The sequence below is a fragment of the Neiella litorisoli genome, from assembly GCF_014773395.1.
GTDB classification, from domain to species: domain Bacteria; phylum Pseudomonadota; class Gammaproteobacteria; order Enterobacterales; family Neiellaceae; genus Neiella; species Neiella litorisoli.
Genome location: NZ_JACXAF010000033.1, coordinates 23375 through 43202, shown reverse-complemented (window position 1 = coordinate 43202; position 19828 = coordinate 23375). Strand labels below are relative to the sequence as shown.

At 50.1% G+C, this 19828-nt stretch carries 13 protein-coding genes; 10 read left to right on the top strand and 3 right to left on the bottom strand.

Annotated features, from left to right (window positions below; all coding sequences use genetic code 11):
- Positions 1–79: 79 nt before the first annotated feature.
- On the bottom strand, positions 80–1531 hold the full coding sequence (locus IC617_RS17780; RefSeq protein WP_191146334.1) for a DUF2867 domain-containing protein: 1452 nt from the start codon (positions 1529–1531) through the stop codon (positions 80–82).
- A gap of 133 nt (positions 1532–1664) precedes the next feature.
- Between IC617_RS17780 and IC617_RS17775 the strand changes: the two genes are divergently transcribed.
- From IC617_RS17775 to glgA, 4 genes are all read left to right on the top strand, one after another.
- Positions 1665–3314, top strand: a complete 1650-nt coding sequence (locus IC617_RS17775) for a FapA family protein (protein ID WP_191146333.1) — start codon at positions 1665–1667, stop codon at positions 3312–3314.
- A gap of 65 nt (positions 3315–3379) precedes the next feature.
- Positions 3380–4003 (top strand): super-infection exclusion protein B, encoded by a 624-nt coding sequence (locus tag IC617_RS17770; RefSeq protein WP_191146332.1) that lies wholly within the window; start codon positions 3380–3382, stop codon positions 4001–4003.
- 39 nt (positions 4004–4042) lie between these two features.
- The gene (locus tag IC617_RS17765) at positions 4043–5095 is read left to right on the top strand and encodes a methyltransferase (protein ID WP_191146331.1); all 1053 of its coding nucleotides are present in this window, start codon (positions 4043–4045) and stop codon (positions 5093–5095) included.
- Between the two features lie 119 nt (positions 5096–5214).
- Positions 5215–6666: a glycogen synthase GlgA gene (glgA, locus tag IC617_RS17760; protein ID WP_224746110.1), complete on the top strand. Its 1452-nt coding sequence runs from the start codon at positions 5215–5217 to the stop codon at positions 6664–6666.
- Between the two features lie 4 nt (positions 6667–6670).
- On the opposite strand, the gene IC617_RS17755 is transcribed toward glgA, so the two are convergent.
- On the bottom strand, positions 6671–7072 hold the full coding sequence (locus tag IC617_RS17755; protein ID WP_191146330.1) for a DUF3293 domain-containing protein: 402 nt from the start codon (positions 7070–7072) through the stop codon (positions 6671–6673).
- 308 nt (positions 7073–7380) lie between these two features.
- Between IC617_RS17755 and arcA the strand changes: the two genes are divergently transcribed.
- Both arcA and IC617_RS17745 read left to right on the top strand, forming a co-directional pair.
- A complete protein-coding gene (arcA, locus tag IC617_RS17750) occupies positions 7381–8094 on the top strand; it encodes a two-component system response regulator ArcA (RefSeq protein WP_191146329.1) in 714 nt (237 codons plus the stop codon).
- 248 nt (positions 8095–8342) lie between these two features.
- Positions 8343–8792, top strand: coding sequence for a DUF6998 domain-containing protein (locus tag IC617_RS17745; RefSeq protein ID WP_191146328.1), 450 nt, complete (start codon positions 8343–8345; stop codon positions 8790–8792).
- Positions 8793–9102: 310 nt separating this feature from the next.
- Here the strand turns inward: IC617_RS17745 and arcB are convergent, their stop codons facing one another.
- Positions 9103–11421 carry an aerobic respiration two-component sensor histidine kinase ArcB gene (arcB, locus tag IC617_RS17740; RefSeq protein WP_191146327.1) on the bottom strand — a complete coding sequence of 773 codons (2319 nt, stop codon included), beginning with the start codon at positions 11419–11421 and terminating at the stop codon, positions 9103–9105.
- 202 nt (positions 11422–11623) lie between these two features.
- On the opposite strand from arcB, the gene folE2 reads away from it, so the two are divergent.
- The 4 genes from folE2 to IC617_RS17720 all read left to right on the top strand — a co-directional run bounded on the left by folE2 (position 11624) and on the right by IC617_RS17720 (position 19810).
- A complete protein-coding gene (folE2, locus tag IC617_RS17735) occupies positions 11624–12550 on the top strand; it encodes a GTP cyclohydrolase FolE2 (protein ID WP_191146326.1) in 927 nt (308 codons plus the stop codon).
- Positions 12551–12882: 332 nt separating this feature from the next.
- Positions 12883–17346, top strand: coding sequence for a glutamate synthase large subunit (gene gltB / locus IC617_RS17730; protein ID WP_191146325.1), 4464 nt, complete (start codon positions 12883–12885; stop codon positions 17344–17346).
- Between the two features lie 23 nt (positions 17347–17369).
- Positions 17370–18782 carry an FAD-dependent oxidoreductase gene (locus IC617_RS17725; RefSeq protein WP_191146324.1) on the top strand — a complete coding sequence of 471 codons (1413 nt, stop codon included), beginning with the start codon at positions 17370–17372 and terminating at the stop codon, positions 18780–18782.
- Between the two features lie 701 nt (positions 18783–19483).
- A complete protein-coding gene (locus IC617_RS17720) occupies positions 19484–19810 on the top strand; it encodes a DUF3718 domain-containing protein (protein ID WP_191146323.1) in 327 nt (108 codons plus the stop codon).
- Positions 19811–19828 lie beyond the last annotated feature (18 nt).

Below are 19828 nucleotides of genomic sequence, written 5' to 3'. Positions count from 1 at the left end.
CCAGTCCCTTTTTTATAATTGGTTTCAGTAATAATTGGTGAATCTGGCCGCCACTATACCATCGTGCCGCCAGAGTGCATTAATCCAATAATTCAGCAGACTCGCCGGCTTCCACCCGCAGCGCCAACTGCGCCATTCGGCGCGTCATGCCATTCAATAACAACTGATGCCACGGCGCATAAAAATACCAATAAGCGAGCCCCCAAAAACCAGCCGGATGCCACAACAACTCAATGGTCAAGCGCGAACGGCCATTAGCCAGCGGAGTGATGCTCAACTGCATGCCACCACCACCCGGTGCTTTCATACCAAATTTCATTACCAAGCGACGATTTTCCTGTACCGACAAAATGCGCCACGAATCAACCCGCTCACCCACCGTCAACTTGCTTGCATCGGTGCGGCCATGATTCCGTCCGGGGCCGCCGAGCGCCCAATCCATCCATTCACGTATCGCCCACAACATATCGAAATAAAAATACCGATGCTTGCCGCCGAGTAAGTTAATCACCTGCCAAACCGACTCGGGACTAGCATCAATCTCAATCGAATGATTGGCGTTTTTGGCATAAAAGCCATGCAATGGCGAGAAATTACGAAACGTCGGCACGCCGTTTTGCCACTGGTCGGGATAATGGGCAACTTGCTCGTCTTTCAGCACTTGCGCCACCGCTTCCTCTAGCGGCGTTAGCTGCTGCGGAATGAGCGCTCTTAAAGAAGCGGGATTGGCTTCCAGTTTCTCACCCAAACCAGCAATCAAGGCTCGTGCGAGCGACTTGGGCACAGAGGTGACGATGCCCAGCACTGAGGCGGCCATCCAAATCGGCAATCCAGGTATCGCAATCACTTTGCAGCGTCGTCCCAAGCATCGCGCCACGCGTTGCATCATCTCGCTGTAACTAAACCATTCGGGGCCTGCCGCGTCGTAACATTTACCGGCAGATTCTGGCAATTCAGCCAGTTTCGTTAAGTAAACGATTAAGTCTTGAATCGCGATAGGCGGCACTTGAGTGGCGATTGATGGCGGCGTTAGAACGAGCGGCAAATGGCCAACCATGTCGCGCATCACCTCAAACGCAGCAGAGCCGGGGGCAATTACGATACCGGCTCGCACTTCAGTGATCGGCACGCTGGCCGAAGCCAGAACCTGACCGGTCGCCACTCGCGCTTGCATGTGCTCAGAAGACGGTTGGCTAGATACCAAGCTGCCCATATAAATAATGCGCTGAACCTCGGCCTGTTGCGCCGCGTTAATTAAATTTTGTGCTGCCGCTACCTCTCGTTCACTGTGATGTTCGCCATCGGACATGCCGTGCATCAGGTAGTAAATCAGTTCAATGTCCGCTAATGCGCCAGCAATCGATTGCGGCTCGAGCAGATTGATGGTGAAACGGCGACAGGGTAATTCTGGCCACGGTAGTGGCTTGTTCGGATCGCGCGAGGAAACGCTGACTTGATGGCCAGCATCAATCAGCTCAGGCACTAATTTCCGGCCTATGGTGCCAAAGGCTCCGACGACAAGTACCTTCATATCTTTATATCCATATGTAATTTATTTTCAGCATTATGACCCAAGTCACTAACAAACATATCCAATTCTTGCTAAAGCAGATTTTCGCTGACAATATGCCTAGTGCTGTGACGATAATAGGAATTCTTTCACCGTGTCGAACGATAAGCTGCTCCGTAACACAGAGACCAACAACATTGAGTTGCATATGCAACTGTCTCGGTTGCAGCAAGCCAACTTAGATGAAGTCATCGTTACTCTCGGTAAATCCAAGTACGCCTCGTGCTTATTCGAGCCTGCTCATCTGTATCAATTGCTTTCCAAAGCACAGCAAACACACAATGATCCTGCCGTAGTCATCATAGGCCAATCCGCCGATGCTGAACTAACAATTGAAATTGAAGGCGGTGGTCTGTCAGCCGTTGCCGAACTCAAACCAGCCGCAGGCGGCAAAGGTCTCAGCCACGAAGATGTGGTCCGAGTTATTGCCAAAGCAGGGATTAAGCATGGCCTTAATCCCAAAGCGGTCGATATTCTCAGTCAGCACTCCAAACCTCAGGGCAAAAGTGCTCGCAAAATTCGCTGCACCATCGCCAAAGCCACCTTGCCTGTTTACGGCAAAGATGGCCGTTTAGAGCAGCTGACACCAACGCTAAAAGATCGGGTACTGCGACCGCAGGCAACAGGAGCAGGTAACGTTGATCCCAGAGATTTTGGCGCGATTATTTCCGTTGATGCAGGCGCGCCGCTAATGCGCAGAGTCCCTGCTATTTTGGGTAAAGATGGTATTTCTGTTACCGGCGCCATTTTACCTGCCCCTCCGGTGCAACAAATCGAATTGAAAGCCGACGAAGGTTCAGAACTAAAAGACGGCGATGAAAACATGTTGGTGGCGAACCGGCTCGGCATTCCGGTGCTAACCGAGACTGGCATGAAAGTGGTCGATACGCTGGAAGTCGAAGCCGTCGACAATCGCTCCGGTCATATCGAGTATCGCGGTAGTGTGGTGGTTAAACACAACGTCGCCGAGAGCATGCGTATTACCGTCGGCGGTGATGTGCTGGTTATGGGCAGCGTTGAAGGCTGTATCATTGAAGCAGAAGGTGATGTCACCATTGAAGGTGGTGCCTATGGCCATATTTCTAGTGATCATCAGTACAACTGTCAAATCCGAGCAAAGGGCGATGTTGTCGCCGCGATGGCACAAAATGTCCTGATTGAGGCAGGCAAAAATATTCATGTTAAAAAACAAGCCCTGCATTGCCATTTAGACTGTAGCGACAGCGCTCATATTGGCCTGCAGGATCCACCGGAAGGCACCCTGCTCGGTGGTCGCACTTTGGTCGGCAAAGGCCTTTATTGTGGCGAACTTGGTGCGCCAGCCGGCGTTCCAACCGTGATCGATCTATCCAACCAATATCAAGTGGCTCTCAACGAATTAGAGTACGCGCGACAACAACTCGCTGACGAGCAAGAAGCCCTCGCCGAGCTAGCCAAAGAAATGGCGCACATTAAAGATCAGCAACAAAGCGCAGAATTGCAGGTACAGCTGGAAATGTGTCAAAGCTTTTTCAAAGACCAAAAGCAGCAAGTCGAAGCCAGAGAATTTGACGTTCAGGTGGCCCAAAGCAAGCTGTCGCGTGTCAATGAAGCGGTTGAGGTGGTGGTCAGCAAACATGCCTTTAGTCGCCTCGAATTCGCCTTGGGCGATCAGTGGGCGCTATCAACCTCTCGGGACTACGGCCCAAGTAAAGTGTTCTATCAGGGCAACAGTCTGCAGCTCGAACCATTTAACCGAAACTAACCGCTAAAACAGGCACGCTCTTTGCTTTTGCTTGGACATATTGTCAATTGAATGGCGAATGTCCTATGAAAGCTTTGAGTTACGAGTCTTCTATTAGCCGCGGTAGCATTCACCGCGCATTGCTAGTTGCCTTTGTCATTAGCGCGATCCTGTTGTTTATTCCCGAGCCTATGCTGGTCAAACTCAATCTAGCCGGCCTGATGGCAACCTATGGTGCCGGGGTGTCGTTAGTGTATTTAGGCGTGCTCAGTTACTTCGCAGTACAAGCAATTTCGTTAATCTGGCAAGCAATCAGCGAACGCTGGCATTGGAATCACAATCAAGCATTGGCTCGTGCCAAAGCGCTTGCGTTTGATAACGAAGAGCGCGCCATCTTGCGCGAATTCTTTTTACAGCGTAAGTCATCGCTGGTTTTACCGACGGAACAAGAGGCCGTGCAGCGTCTCTCTAACGCATCAATTTTACAGCCCGTGGAAAGTAATGAATTGCTGCAAGAAGGATTGCAACGCTACGTCATTGCTGCCAGCGCCCGTCAATTTATTACCAGCAATAACCTGCGCCTACCTGTCAATGAATTGACTGATGATGACATCCGCTATTTTAAAGCGGCTCGCCCGGAATACATCAAAGAGCAATTAAAACGCCAATGGCGTGAGCAACTGAAAGCGCAAAGACGGCAAGCGGCCTAATCTGCTACAATCCGCTCCGGTTTCAGCCGGAGCGTTTTCATGTCTTTTTCACTTATCGATGCCAGCCAAGTGCTGGAACGAAATCTTTCTGTTTTTCAAAATGTAAAGTGCCTGATCGTTAACAATCCCGGCGATCAACTCAGCGCCGCGCTCGACACCGTCGGCGCCACCAGTCACAGCTTCAGTTACCACTTTGGCTATCATCAGCAACATTGCCAGCAGCTTCCTGAAAGCCACTGCCACTTTGGCACCGAAGTGCCCGAACATTGGGGGCAGTTTGACGCGGTTATCCTCTACTGGCCGAAGGAAAAACCGCTCGCCACCCTGTTACTTGAACAACTCCTTCAATGTTGCCATGACAGCGCCGTAATTTATTGCGTTGGCGGCAACAAAGAAGGCATCAAAAGTGCCGCTGCCGTGGCGAAGAAAATTGGCCTGCGCAGTAACAAGCTCGATGCGGCAAGACATTGCAGTCTGTACGCATTACCGCTGGCATCCCTGGCCAACAAACCGGCCAGCAAACCGCTATCGAGTTACCAAAAACAATTTGCCATTGAGTGGCGCGACCATGTCATTGAACTGGTTACCCTGCCAGGGGTGTTCAGTGCCAATCACCTAGATGCGGGGACTGAATTGCTGATTGCCGAAGTCAATGATGAGTTGGGCTCAAAAACCTTGGATTTTGGCTGCGGTTGTGGCGTTGTTTCTACGGTAATGGCAAAACAAAACTCGCAACGTCAGGTCTATGCCGTTGACGTCAACGCTTTTGCGTTGCTCGCCACTGAGCTGACATTAGCCGCCAATCAACTCAGCGCGATGGTTTATCCGGTGACCGGCGTTAATGACATCAGCCAGCGCCAATTAACAGCCATAGTGACCAACCCGCCTTTCCATCAGGGCGTCAAAACTCACTACCAAGTCACCGAAGATCTCATCGCTAAAGCACCACAATTGCTGGTATCCAAAGGTCAGCTGCTGTTGGTTGCCAACCGCTTTTTGCAATACCCAGATTTGTTGGAAAAAGCCTTTACCAGCACCAACAGGCGATCAGAGACCAGCAAGTTTGTCGTATATCAAAGCAGATCCTGTTAAGCTCGGCGATGTTTCTCTAGTGCTAGCAGTTCGTAACCCTCATGTTAATCGGCTCGCTTGCATTAATCGGATAAAAGCGAAACTCAAACAGATTTAACGTATTTCGTAGTGAGGCAGCAATGCGCGTACTGTTTCTGGCAAGTGAAGTAGATGGATTAATTAAAACTGGCGGTCTTGCCGATGTAGCTCGGGTACTACCCATTGAGTTGCAAAACAAGGATGTCGATGTCGCAATCATGATCCCTTGTTATCCGCAAGTCAAAGCTATGCTCCACCCTGGGCAGGAAGCGCCCGTGCAAATGACTATGCAACTGGGCTCAACTCACTATGTTTACCATGTTCATGAGCTGTCGCCGTTTGGTGTGCCGGTCTACGCCATCGACTTCCCCAGCTATTTTGACCGTGACCGCCCCTACGATGACGGTCACCATGCCTACGGTGATAATGGCGAGCGCTTTGCTTTTTTCTCTCTAGCTGCGCTGCAAGCCGCGCAAATGCTCAACTTCCAACCGGACATTCTGCACTGTAACGACTGGCACACCGCATTGGCGCCGTTTTTTCTCAAATCAGTGCTCAAAGACAACCTGTTTTTCGCCAATACCCGCTCCGTACTGACCATTCATAACGGTGCTTACCAAGGCAACTTTGACCTCAATACCATTCATTTTGCCCATACCTTTTCTCATTTCACTGAGGAAGGCATGTACGACAGCTACAACATGATTAACTTCCTCAAGTGTGGCGTGTTGTATGCCGATGCGATTAACGCGGTCAGCCCATCGTATGCCAAAGAACTGCTGTCACCACTAGGCGGCCATTACATGTCGCACATTTTCCAGCGCCGCCAAGATGCCCTCACTGGGATCCTCAATGGCTGTGATTATGGCGAATGGAATAGTGAAACCGATCCGCACCTGATCAAGCCATATAGCGCGGCTGATTTGAGCGGTAAAGTGGCCTGTAAATTAGAGCTACAACGCAAGATGGGGCTCCCCGAAGATGCCGATACGCCGTTGTTTGCCATGGTCAGTCGGTTCACCGATCAAAAAGGCTTCAGCCTGCTGGTGCCAGCATTAGAGCGTTTTCTGGAAAGTTCTGAGGCACAAGTGGCGATTGTTGGCAGCGGCGAGCAAGGGATCACCGAAGCACTGCAACGCTTAGCGAGCAAGCACCCCAACCGAATGGGCTTGTTTGTTGGCTACAGCGACGCCCTCAGCCATCAAGCTCAAGCTGGTGCTGACTTCTTTTTGATGCCGTCAATTTTCGAACCTTGCGGCCTGACTCAGATGTTCAGCCTCGCCTACGGCTCATTGCCGATTGCTCGGGAAGTGGGTGGACTGAAAGATACCGTGGTTGGTTATACCCAAGGCAACGAAAGCAATGCCAACGGCATCACCTTTATCGATCCCAATGGTGAAGGCATGTACTGGGCGCTAGAAAAAGCTGAACAGCTCTATCGTGACGAGCCAGAGCATTTCCGTACGATTCAGCAAAATGCCATGGCGACACGATTCTCATGGCAAGAGGCAACCGACAAGTACCTTGCGATGTACTACAAGCTGCTCGCTTAAGGACTTAGCTGGCTAATAACAGGCGATTGCGAAACGGACCTAACGCGGTGACCGGATGCTGGGTCAGCAAACAAGGGTGTAAACTCAGCAGGCCCTGCTCAACCCAGTAAATAGCGTTTTGCTGAAACTGCGCGGCCAGCTCACTCCCTTCTGACAACGAAGCGAACACAAACCAACCAGCCTCTTGATGGCGGAAATCAGGCGAACAGCCAATAATGCGGCGAAAGCGCATTGCGCGCTTTTCTAATTCGGCCAAGAGCAAGTTATCAGCCAGTTGATTGGCCGGCGCTGGCGATAACACGCCGTTCGGGTTATGGGCGGTAATAATAAAGCCCGTTACTTGCTCGGGCAGACACTGCAGCAGGTAAAACACGGTCTCAGAATATAATTGCCACGTTGTTTTCACATCATCATCCAGATTTTTTTAATTTTTTTTCGATCATTCGACATTCTAACTTGTAACGTCAAATGTCCACTTTGGCTGCAACAACAACAGCAAACCAACGGTGTGCCAGAGTTTTTTTAACATTTCCCCATGCAAGACAACATAACTCGTCTAATCTTGAATAAAATCAACGAGCCATGTGTTAAATCCAATTTAGGATCAACACGACTCACCACACTAGTTATGGAACCTTTACCGATCTTCATGACTCCAAGATGACAGATTGGCCGCACAAGGCTCCACACGAATAAAATAAGCTAGGTATCAATATGGAAACTCCAAGCATTCTCATCGTAGAAGACGAAACAGTTACTCGCACAACATTACGCCACTTGTTTGAAGCGGAAGGCTACCAAGTGGAGGAAGCGAGTGATGGTGAAGAAATGCATCAAAAGCTGCTGGCAAATAAAGATGTTGATCTGGTCATCATGGACATTAACCTGCCGGGTAAAAACGGCTTGCTGCTGGCCCGTGAACTGCGTGAAGAAAAAGACATTGCGCTGATCTTCCTTACTGGCCGTGACAACGAAGTCGACAAGATTCTGGGTTTAGAAATTGGTGCCGACGATTACATCACCAAACCGTTCAACCCACGTGAATTGACTATTCGCGCTCGCAATCTGCTGACTCGGACCATGTCTGATGACAAGCCTGAATCAGATGACGATGTGTCGGAATATCGTTTCAACGGTTGGCGTTTGGATGTCAACAGCCGTAGCTTGAACTCACCTAGTGGCGATTCTTATAAATTGCCGCGCAGTGAATACCGAGCACTGGAAATGTTTATCCAACATCCGGGTAAAATCTTATCTCGCGGCGATTTGCTGATGCGTATGACAGGCCGTGAACTGCGCCCGAATGACCGCACCGTTGATGTCACCATTCGTCGCATTCGCAAGCACTTTGAATCAGAACCATCATCGGCTGAAATCATCTCAACCATTCATGGTGAAGGTTACCGTTTTACCGGTGAGCTTGAGTAAGCACCAACTAGTTCCCGTTGAAAGCAAACGCCACCGCTTGGTCGGTGGCTGTTAAAAGAAAGTATGGCTGCTCAAGTAATCGAGCGGCCTTTTTTATATTTAAAACATATAAATCATCAGGTTAGAATTGAAACACTCCTACCTTCTTGTTCTTGCTGGAAAAAGCAAGAATGAATCATTGAGAAGCTGAATTGCGAAGTGCAGGCTTAGTGCGGATTCGCAGTGACAACGACTCAAAAGGAATCCAAATGGAAAAGGAAATCGAAGAAATACTTTTTGCGGCCAAAGATCTTGCTGCGAGATATAAGAAGCTCACAGGGAAACCGCTAGGCATCACCGGAGAGGTTGCCGAATTCAGTGCAGCAAAGTTGCTAAGACTCGAATTGGCAGAGGCTCGCAAAGCTGGCTATGACGCTTTAGGCGCCGATAACCGAAAAATACAAATTAAAGGTCGCTGTCTATCTGATAATCCTAAGGCAGGCCAAAGGCTCGGCTCTATCAAGCTAGAGCATGAATGGGATTCTGTATTATTGGTTCTAATGAATGAGTCCTTCGACGTTACAGAAATGTGGGAAGCCATTCGTCCAGAGGTGGAAGCAGCATTACTAGCGCCCGGCTCAAAGGCTCGTAATAAGCGCGGAGCTTTATCAATAAACAAATTCAAACAAATAGGCCAGCAAGTATGGCCGGAGAAATAGACTTAACAAGGCCCAAAGGGATGCAAAAAGTGCCGCCCGCTCTGGTAATTGAAGAGCTTAGACACGCCAAATCGCAAAATCGATGAGCTTTGGGAAAAGGAAGCAGACGTAAGAGTCGAATCTTTCCAGCATGATGAATGATATGCTTCCCCCTCCGAGGACTTGCTTGGAAAGTACTCCAGACCATAAGGGTTAGCTTTTTAAGTACAAGTCCAAAGTTAGCCCTAACCCAGCGACCTTAAACACAATTTGACTGAATAACCACCGGTTCATCGGTGGTTATTTATGTGCTTAAACCACTCAATAGAGCCTACTGATCCATGGCTTTAAGGTGTTGGCGCAATTCGTCAATGTCGTTGGGGTAATAGCTGGCCATGCCTTCAACCCAGTCATCAATATTCTGCTGCCATGCTGGGTGCTCCAGATCTTGCGCTTGTGCCGCAATTTTTTGTACCCGTCGCAGTCCAACAGAGCCTGCTGCACCTTTCACTTTGTGCGCAACTTCCGCCACCGCTTTGTCATCACCAGCGAGTAATTGATTGCGCATTGACTCAACATAGTCTGGCATCAGCTGAGCAAACATATCGGCACTTTTGAGGAATAGCTCAGAGCCCAAGGTGTCATGCATCTGGTTAACGAAATCAAGCTCAAGCGCTTGTTCATCGTGATGACCGACAGGCTCCAGCACATTGACCTCTTGTTTTGCTGGCTCTTCAATGCAATTAAAGGCTTTGCCCAAGGCTAAGGTGAGTAACCCCACATCAATTGGTTTGCTCACAGCATCTTGCATCCCGCGCTTGATGTATTCCTGCTTATCGCGAATGACATTGGCGGTCAGCGCAATGCGCGGAGTCTCGCGCAAGCGCTGATTGGGATCATTCATTAACTCTTCGGCGATATCAAAGCCGGTCATATCAGGGAGCTGAATATCGAGGAACAGCACGTCATAGTCGCCTTCGCGCGCCATGCGCAGGGCATCGGTACCATTCATCGCCACATCAACGGTGCAACCTAAATTCTCCAGTACCGAGCGAGCCACCACCACATTGAGCTCAATGTCTTCAACCAACAAAGCATGCAGCGCTGGCAATTCGATCGCTTCAGCGCCCGGTAACTGATCTTCGGTTAACACAGGTAAATTCAAGCTAACGGTAAAACGTGAGCCCTTGCCAACTTCGCTCGACACTCGGATCTCTCCGCCCATGGCTTGAGTCAGTCGCTGCGACACCGATAAACCAATACCGGTACCCACGGCTTTGGTTTTGCCCTGATCGGAAACCTGATAGTACATTGCAAAAATCTTATCGAGCTCTTCTGCCGCAATGCCCACGCCGGTATCTAATACGGAAAAATCAATATCGACATGGCCATGTTTCGCTGGGCGAATCGTAATGCCCAGCGCCACCTGCCCCTTGGCAGTGAACTTAATGGCATTACCGAGCAAATTCCAAAGCACCTGACGCAAGCGGGTACCATCAACTTCAACAACCGAAGGCAAGTCACCCTGTTGCTGATAATCGAAGGTGAGTTTTTTATCCCGGCACATTAGGCTGGCCAGAGCACGAATATCGGCAATTAACTCAGGCAAATGAATCGGCACAGGTGCAACTTCGAGCTGCTGACGTTCCAACTTGTCGAGATCGATAATGTCATTAAAGATGTTGCCCAAGGTGACGGCGCTGAGATAAATGGTATTGATAAAATCATGCTGCTCTTCGGTCAGTTCGGAGTCACGCATAATCCGGCTTAAGCCAACAATGCCGTTGAGCGGCGTTCTAAGTTCGTGGGAGATGGTTGAGATAAAGGTGGTTTTATCGCGAGCCGCCTTCTCCAAGGCGTTGGCTGCATGTTTGCGTTCAGTAATGTCGCGGCCAAAACCAAATAAACCTTGCAGATTCCCTCTGGCATCTTCAAAAGGCACTTTGCGGAACTCAAACAACGCCTTATGACCATCGGGATAAGTCATCCATTGCTCATAGGTCAACGATTCGTTGTCATTCAGCACTTTGTCATCGGTAAGGCGCACTTGCTCGGCAATTTGCTCTTCGTATACATCTTGCGGCGTCAGGCCAATCAAATCGGCCTCTTTCATATCGACCAACTTTTCGTAGGCGACGTTACAGCCGGAATAAACCCCTTCTTTATTTCGGTAATAAATCAAATCCGGCGAGCTATCGATCAAGCTGCGTAACTGCACTGCGTTATCGCGCAACTTGATTTGGGTTTCCCGGCGTTCAGCCACCTCGCGCTGTAAGTAGCGAATCGCTTGTTGCTTTTGCGCTTCGGCATTGTGGCGTTCGTCAATCTCGCGGTTAAGCTCATCGACTTTGCGTTTTAGCTCGGCATTCAGTGCCTGCTGCTTGCGGTGAGCCTGCGCCAGTTTATCTCTGGACTCACCAAGCTGTTTAATCAGATAAGTGAAAAACAACGCCAACCAGGGCGCAATAATCAAACCGAATAACACTGGCCTTAAATAATCAATCCAGTGCAGCTCGCCGACGACAATGCCTCGCAGCACCACAGTAACCAGCATGGAAAACAAGATTTCGAATGCCGCGATGAGCAGGCCGAAACGCACGACCCCTAACCGCATGGTCAGTTCCAGCACCCGATTGGCAAGTAATGGCATCAGTTGTCCTAGAAAAAGAAAAACAAAAAGTATACCCAAGCAAGCATGATAGAACTTGTCAGGAAACAGGCCGAAATAAGACTAGCATGGCAAAACACATGAAGTCGCTCACAGTTCGTGATATAAAGTGTGCCCTTTTTTAATCAATTAAGATTTTTTGCGTTAGAGCGGCTAGCCGCCCATAGGTTCAGTGGAGTCTTGAATGCCAAAAGTAATGCCTGACATTGCTCACCAAACAAACGCCAGTCTTGAAGGAACACTGGATTGGGTCGGAATGAGTCAAATCGAAGTACCTTTAATGGTACAGGCGGATGGAGAAGCACCACGTCAGGTTGCCGCGAAAGTTGAAGCCATGGTCAATTTGGTCCAACCAAAAGCCAAAGGCATTCATATGTCGCGCTTGTACCTGCTGCTTGAGCAACTATCCAACGAATCGACGCTCACTACTGCAACCCTGCGCCAGCTGCTAACCGACTTTATCGAGAGCCATGATGATTTGAGCAATCAGGGCCGCGTACACGTTGCATTTGACTACCATTTGCAACGCGCCAGTTTGATCAGTGGCAAGAAAGGTTGGAAAGCCTACCCAATTACTGTGGAAGGCCGTTTGAGCGAAACCGGCATTGACATCGAACTGCAAGTCACAGTGCCTTATTCATCGACGTGCCCTTGTTCAGCCGCCCTTGCTCGCCAGTTGATCCAACAGGCCTTCAGCGACCGATTCGGCAATCTGGACAATGTTGATGCCGCCGCCGTTCATCAATGGCTTGGTTCAACCCAAGGGATCGTCGCCACTCCGCACAGTCAACGCAGTCTCGCTCAGGTCAAAGTGAAACTGACGGATGATGCTGCGCAACTGCCAATTTGCAGCCTCATCGATTGCATTGAAGATGCCTTGAAAACGCCAGTGCAAGCGGCAGTGAAGCGTGAAGATGAGCAGGAATTTGCTCGTTTGAATGGCCAGAACCTGATGTTCTGCGAAGATGCTGCACGTCGTTTAAAGCATCACTTAAACCAATTTGCTGCTGCCACTGATTTCTGGTTGCGGGTTGATCACCTCGAGAGCTTGCATGCTCACGATGCATCAGCGGTAACCGTTAAAGGGGTCGCGGACGGCTACACGGCCTAACCATTGTCCCCGCTCTTCCAAAACGCTCAATGGCTCTAACCATTGGGCGTTTTTTGTTTGTAGCGCTCGGTAAAATTCTACTAAAAAATTACCTGCCGAATAATTATTCACTCCAACCTGCTTAATTCGCATATTTAGTTATCTTTTGCATTGATCTATTCACAGAAGCAAGTGCTTTTGATCACATTTTTATTGACCCAGCTCAACTTTAAGATTAATTTGGCAGGTTCCCTCAAGGTCTATTTTTGCTCGTGAATCGTAATAAAACCAACTTGAGCAATAATTGTCCAACAGAACAATACAAGCTTGCTTAGCCAGCGAGGAGAAGTTAGATGAGTCTGTACGACCCAATGCTAACCAAAGACAACTGTGGCTTTGGTTTGATCGCCCAAATGGAAGGACAACCGAGCCACCGCTTGGTCAGAACCGCCATTTCTGCGCTGGATCGTATGCAGCATCGCGGAGCGATTGCAGCAGACGGAAAGACAGGTGATGGCTGTGGTCTTCTGATGGCCAAACCAGAAACGTTTTTTAAAGCTGTCGCTGAAGAAAAAGGCTGGAATTTAAGCCGCCGATTCGGCGTCGGCATGCTGTTTCTGAATACCGATCCGGTCAAAGCCCAACAGTCTCGCCAAGTCATCGCCGAAGAACTTCAAAAAGAAACCTTCGAAGTAGCCGGTTGGCGTGAAGTACCGACAAATGTTGATATTCTCGGTGAAATTGCGCTGTCGACACTGCCAACGATTGAGCAGGTCTTTATTAATGCCAACCCCGGCTGGCGCAAAGAAGACGTCGAACGCCGCCTATATATGGCACGCCGTCGCATCGAAAAGCGCTTAGCTGACGACGACCAATTCTACGTCTGTAGCATGTCGAACCTGGTGACCGTCTATAAAGGCTTAATGATGCCGGTCGACTTGCCAAACTTTTACCTCGATCTGGCTGATCTGCGCCTGCAAAGCTCAATTTGCTTATTCCACCAGCGTTTCTCGACCAATACCTCGCCACGCTGGCCGCTGGCACAGCCGTTCCGTTACCTCGCCCACAATGGTGAAATCAATACCATTGAAGGCAACCGTCAGTGGGCGCGCGCCCGTAGCTACAAATTCAAGTCACCTCTGATTTCTGATTTGCAAGATGCAGCACCATTTGTCAATGAGTCAGGCTCGGACTCATCCAGCCTCGACAATATGTTGGAGCTGTTCTTGTCTGGCGGTATGGATCTGTTCCGCGCCATGCGTTTATTGGTGCCGCCGGCATGGCAGGCTCATCCGAACATGGATGACGATCTGAAAGCCTTCTACGACTTTAACTCCATGCACATGGAGCCGTGGGATGGTCCCGCGGGTATCGTCATGAGCAACGGCCGTCATGCCGCCTGTAACCTTGACCGCAACGGCTTGCGCCCAGCTCGCTACGTGATCACCAAAAACGGCTTCATTACCCTAGCCTCTGAAGTGGGCATCTGGGACTACGAGCCGGATGAAGTGGTTGAAAAAGGCCGAGTTGGCCCCGGCGAACTGCTGGTTATCGACACTCAAACCGGCAAGCTCTGGCGCAGTTACGAAATTGACGAAGATTTGAAAAGCCGGATGCCTTATCGAGCTTGGCTGGACAAAAGCGTCAAGCGTCTACTACCGCCTGAACAATTTGACGACGAAGAAATGGATCGTCGCAGTCTCGATGACGCCGATCTGGCGGTTCATCAGAAATTGTTCGGTTACAGCAACGAAGAAATTGAGCAAGTGGTTTCGGTGCTCGGTGAAGAAGGTCAGGAAGCGGTTGGCTCGATGGGTGATGACACCCCAATGGCCGTGTTGTCTTCGAAAAGCCGCAGTGTCTATGACTATTTCCGGCAGAAGTTTGCTCAGGTCACCAACCCACCAATCGATCCATTGCGCGAAAATCACGTGATGTCGCTGGCGACTTGTATCGGCTCGGAGCAGAACGTATTTAACGAAACGCTGGGCCATGCCCATCGCGTGTTGTTCGAATCACCGGTACTGCTGTACAGCGACTTGCTGCAGCTAAGACAATTGGATCAGGCCGACTACAGCCATCAGGTTGTCAACCTTCATTTTGATCCAGCGAAAGAAGATCTGAAACAAGCCATTGAACGGATTTGTGACGAAACCGAGCAACATGCTCGCGCTGGCACCGTCATGGTTATTCTCTCTGATCGCTATGTTGAAAAAGGGCAACTGCCTGTGCCTGCAGCCATGGCCACCGGCGCCGTGCAACGGCGATTAGTGGATCAGAGTTTGCGTTGCGATACCAACATTGTGGTAGAAACAGGTACCGCTCGCGATCCCCATCACTTTGCCGTGTTACTGGGCTTTGGCGCCACCGCGGTTTATCCGTACTTGGCCTATGAAACCTTGGCCGAGCGAGCCGAGAAAGGCGTGTTGTCGGTTGCCAAACACCAAGCGTTGGTGAACTTCCGTAAGGGCATTAATAAAGGCCTTTACAAGATCATGTCGAAAATGGGCATTAGCACCATTGCCAGCTACCGTTGTTCGCAGCTGTTCGAAGCGGTTGGTATCCATGATGATGTCATCGAGCTTTGCTTCAAAGGTGTCTCTAGCCGCATTCAGGGCGCCAGCTTTGACGACTTCCAGCAGGACTTAGTCAACCTCGCTCGCATTGCTTGGATCCCACGTAAGAAACTCGATCAAGGCGGCTTACTAAAATATGTTCACAACGGTGAATATCACGCCTACAACCCAGACGTGGTTAGCACCCTGCAAAAAGCCGTCACCACCGGCGATCGCAAACATTATGATGAGTTCGCGGCGCTGGTAAACCAACGCCCCGTTTCCTCACTGCGTGATTTGCTGAAACTCAAAGACGGCATCAAGCCAATCTCAATTGATGAGGTTGAGCCTGCCTCCGAGCTATACCCGCGCTTTGATACGGCGGCGATGTCAATCGGCGCTTTGAGCCCAGAAGCACACGAAGCCTTAGCCATCGCCATGAACCGCTTGGGTGGTAACTCCAACTCAGGCGAAGGCGGCGAAGATCCGGCGCGCTTTAATTCCGAGCGGGTATCAAACATCAAACAGGTGGCTTCCGGCCGCTTTGGTGTCACCCCGCACTATTTGGTCAATGCCAAAGTGCTGCAAATCAAAGTGGCGCAAGGTGCTAAGCCCGGTGAAGGTGGCCAGCTACCGGGTAAGAAAGTCAGCCAGAGCATTGCCAAGCTGCGCTTCTCGGTACCGGGCGTGACGTTGATTTCACCTCCGCCGCACCATGATATTTATTCCATTGAAGACTTGGCCCAGTTGATCTTCGACTTAAAGCAAGTCAACCCAGAAGCACTGGTATCGGTCAAACTGGTCTCCGAGCCGGGCGTTGGCACCATTGCCACAGGCGTGGCGAAAGCCTATGCCGATCTGGTCACCGTGTCAGGATATGACGGCGGTACCGGCGCCAGCCCGCTTACTTCAGTCAAGTATGCCGGCTCGCCTTGGGAATTGGGTTTGGTTGAAACCCAACAAGCTCTGGTTGAAAACGGCTTGCGCGACAAGATCCGCTTGCAAGTGGATGGCGGCTTGAAAACCGGCCTAGATGTCGTCAAAGGCGCCATTTTAGGTGCAGAGAGCTTTGGCTTTGGTACCGGCCCAATGGTGGCATTAGGCTGTAAGTACCTACGAATCTGTCACTTGAACAACTGTGCCACAGGCGTTGCCACTCAGAACGAGAAACTGCGCGACGAGCACTTCATTGGCTTACCTGAAATGGTGATGAACTACTTCAAGTTCATTGCCGAAGAAGTCCGCGAAATTATGGCCTCATTAGGCGTTACCAAGCTCACCGATTTGATTGGCCGCACCGATCTGCTCGAAGCGCTTGATGGCCAAACAGCCAAGCAGAGCAAGCTCGATTTAACCGATATGCTCGAAGCGCCGGTATCACCAGAAGGTAAAGAAGTATTCTGGCAGCACGTTAACGCGCCATATGACAAAGCTGAATTGAACCAGCAGATGCTGGCCGATGCGTTTGATGCAGTTACCACCAAAACTGGTGGCGAGTTTAGCTACTCGGTGCGCAATACCGACCGTTCAGTTGGTGCCCGCTTGAGTGGTGAAGTTGCTAAGCACTGGGGCAACCAGGGCATGGCCGCCGATCCAATCCGGATCAACCTAACGGGAACCGCTGGCCAAAGCTTTGGCGTGTGGAATGCCGGCGGTGTTGAAATGTTCCTCACTGGCGATGCCAACGACTACGTTGGTAAAGGCATGACCGGCGGTAAGCTGGTGATTGCGCCGCACAAAGGCAGCGAATTTGACGTCGCTAAGTCAGCCATTGTCGGTAACACCTGCTTATATGGTGCAACCGGCGGCAAGCTCTATGCAGCAGGCCGTGGTGGTGAGCGCTTTGGCGTTCGCAACTCAGGCGCCATAGCCGTGATCGAAGGCGTTGGCGACAACGGCTGTGAATACATGACCGGCGGTGTCGTGACCATTCTTGGTAAGACCGGGGTTAACTTTGGTGCCGGTATGACTGGCGGCTTTGCCTACATCTACGATGAAGATGGCCGCTTTGATGAGCGCCTCAACACCGAAATGGTTGAATTAGTTGATATGAGCGAATTGACCATTCATCACCAGCACTTGAAAGAAACGCTTGAGCAACACCTTGAACTAACAGGCTCTGAGCGTGCTGCAGCTATTTTGGCCGACTACGCCAATGAACTGAGCAAATTCAAGCTGGTTAAGCCGAAAGAAGCGGCGTTGGAATCATTACTGAATACCAGTGCCCAACAAACCCCTGAATTACGCGTTGTTGCGCAATAACGCTAAGTGGATGGAGTTTTGAAATGAGTAATAACTTTCAATTTCTCGACGTCAATCGAGTTGACCCAAACAAGAAAGACATCGACGTCCGCAAAGTGGATTTTGTAGAAATTTACGAGCCATTTACGCAACAGCGAGTCGATGAGCAAGCGGATCGCTGCCTTGATTGCGGTAACCCTTACTGCGAGTGGAAATGCCCTGTTCACAACTATATTCCGAACTGGCTGAAACTGGCAAAAGAAGGCCGTATCGTTGAAGCGGCGGAATTGGCCCATCAAACCAACAGTCTGCCTGAAGTCTGTGGTCGGGTTTGCCCGCAAGATCGCCTGTGTGAGGGCGCCTGTACCCTCAACGATCAGTTCGGTGCGGTGACCATTGGTAATGTCGAAAAATACATTACTGACAAAGCATTTGAGCAAGGCTGGCGGCCAGATCTGTCTAATGTTGTAAAGACCGACAAAAAAGTCGCCATTGTTGGCGCTGGTCCGGCCGGTTTGGCCTGTGCCGACATTCTTGCCCGCAACGGGGTGCAAGCTGTGGTATTCGACAAATATCCAGAGATCGGCGGCCTGCTCACCTTCGGTATTCCGTCATTCAAGCTCGAAAAATCAGTAATGACCCTGCGAAGAGAGATCTTCGAAGGCATGGGCATCGAATTCCGCCTCAACACTGAAGTGGGTAAAGACGTACCATTCCAGTCGCTGATCGATGATTACGATGCCGTGTTCCTCGGTATGGGTACATACAAGTACATGAAAGGCGGCTTCCCCGGCGAAGATGCCCAAGGCGTGTACGATGCGCTGCCATTCCTCGTTGAGAACACCAATAAGGTCATGGGCTACGAGCAAGCCGAAGGTGACTACATCGATATGGCCGGCAAGAAAGTGGTGGTACTCGGTGGTGGTGATACCGCGATGGACTGTGTTCGTACCTCAGTGAGGCAGCAAGCCGAGAAAGTCATTTGTGCCTATCGCCGCGATGAGGAAAACATGCCTGGCTCACGACGCGAGGTACAAAACGCCCGCGAAGAGGGCGTCGAGTTTATGTTCAACCTGCAGCCTCTGGAAATCGTCACCCACGACGATGGCTCTGCGGCAGGCGTTAAGATGATCAAAACTCAATTAGGCCAGCCCGATGCCAACGGTCGTCGTCGCCCTGAGCCAATTGAAGGCTCAGAGCATGTTCTCGAGGCTGATGCGGTGTTGGTCGCATTTGGCTTCCAGCCAAGCCCTGCGCCATGGTTTGCCGACTTTGGCATTAACCTCGATAAGTGGGACCGAGTGGTTGCCGAATCAGCCCAGACATTCCCATATCAAACCAGCAATGACAAAGTGTTTGCCGGTGGTGACATGGTCCGCGGCTCTGACTTGGTGGTCACTGCCATTGCTGAAGGGCGCGGCGCAGCAGAAGGCATGCTCGATTTCATGGGCGTCTAGCAACGCATTCACCGTCAGATGGAAAGGCCAGCAATTCGCTGGCCTTTTTATGTTCAGGACGAACGGTATGCCGCGAGCGCAAGGATGCGCAAGAGCGGCGATGTTCAGGACGAACGGTATGCCGCGAGCGCAAGGATGCGCAAGAGCGGCGATGTTCAGGACGAACGGTATGCCGCGGGCGCAGGGAAGCGCAGGAGCGGCGATGTTCAGGACGAACGGTATGCCGCGGGCGCAAGGATGCGCAAGAGCGGCGATGACGTTTTATATTAGCCTGCAATAAGCAAAATAATTTCAATACACCACACAATTTACCCAAATGACTAAATTGTCACCAAATGACGCATATATGCATTGATATGCAGTCTCGGCTTAAATTTATTCAGAACCCTAAAAATTAGTTTTTTTGATTAATTTTTTTCATGATTAAATATTGAGTTTCGGACAAGTTTTTGTTCAATTAAATTAATCTTAAAACAACGTAAAACATTGTTATTTATGTAATATTAATTTTCACTAGATCTAAAACTAATATTTAACATTAGTTTTTATATATTTTCACATCACCTAAAAATCAATATAGTTACCCCATCAAATTAATCCGAAGCAAAAAACAAACGCTTCAACACCTTTGCAACACTGATGGCTAGGCAATTGGGGACTCGTCACTCAGTGGAACAACTAACAATATTGAGGAAAAGGCGATGAAAAAATTAACTATCACTACTTTGGTTGGCTTGGTCACTTCTTTCACATTGCTACTTTCTACTCCGACTAAAGCTGCTATGGATCCAGTCGTAGAAAAAGCATTGCAAGATGTTTGCTACAGCAGCTTGAGCAACAGAACCATGAGCTTCAAGCAAATCGTCAAAAGCTATCGCTTGAGCCTAAAAGATGTTGCTGAAAACGTGGTTTGCGATGGCGAAGACATCGGTACCTTCGCAGCTGAAAACGGCGCGCACCACACCGCTAACTTCATCCGCTCACTGCAACAAGGTCGCGTTGAAATTCAGGAACTGGCTAGCCTGTAAGCCAAACTGAAACAACAT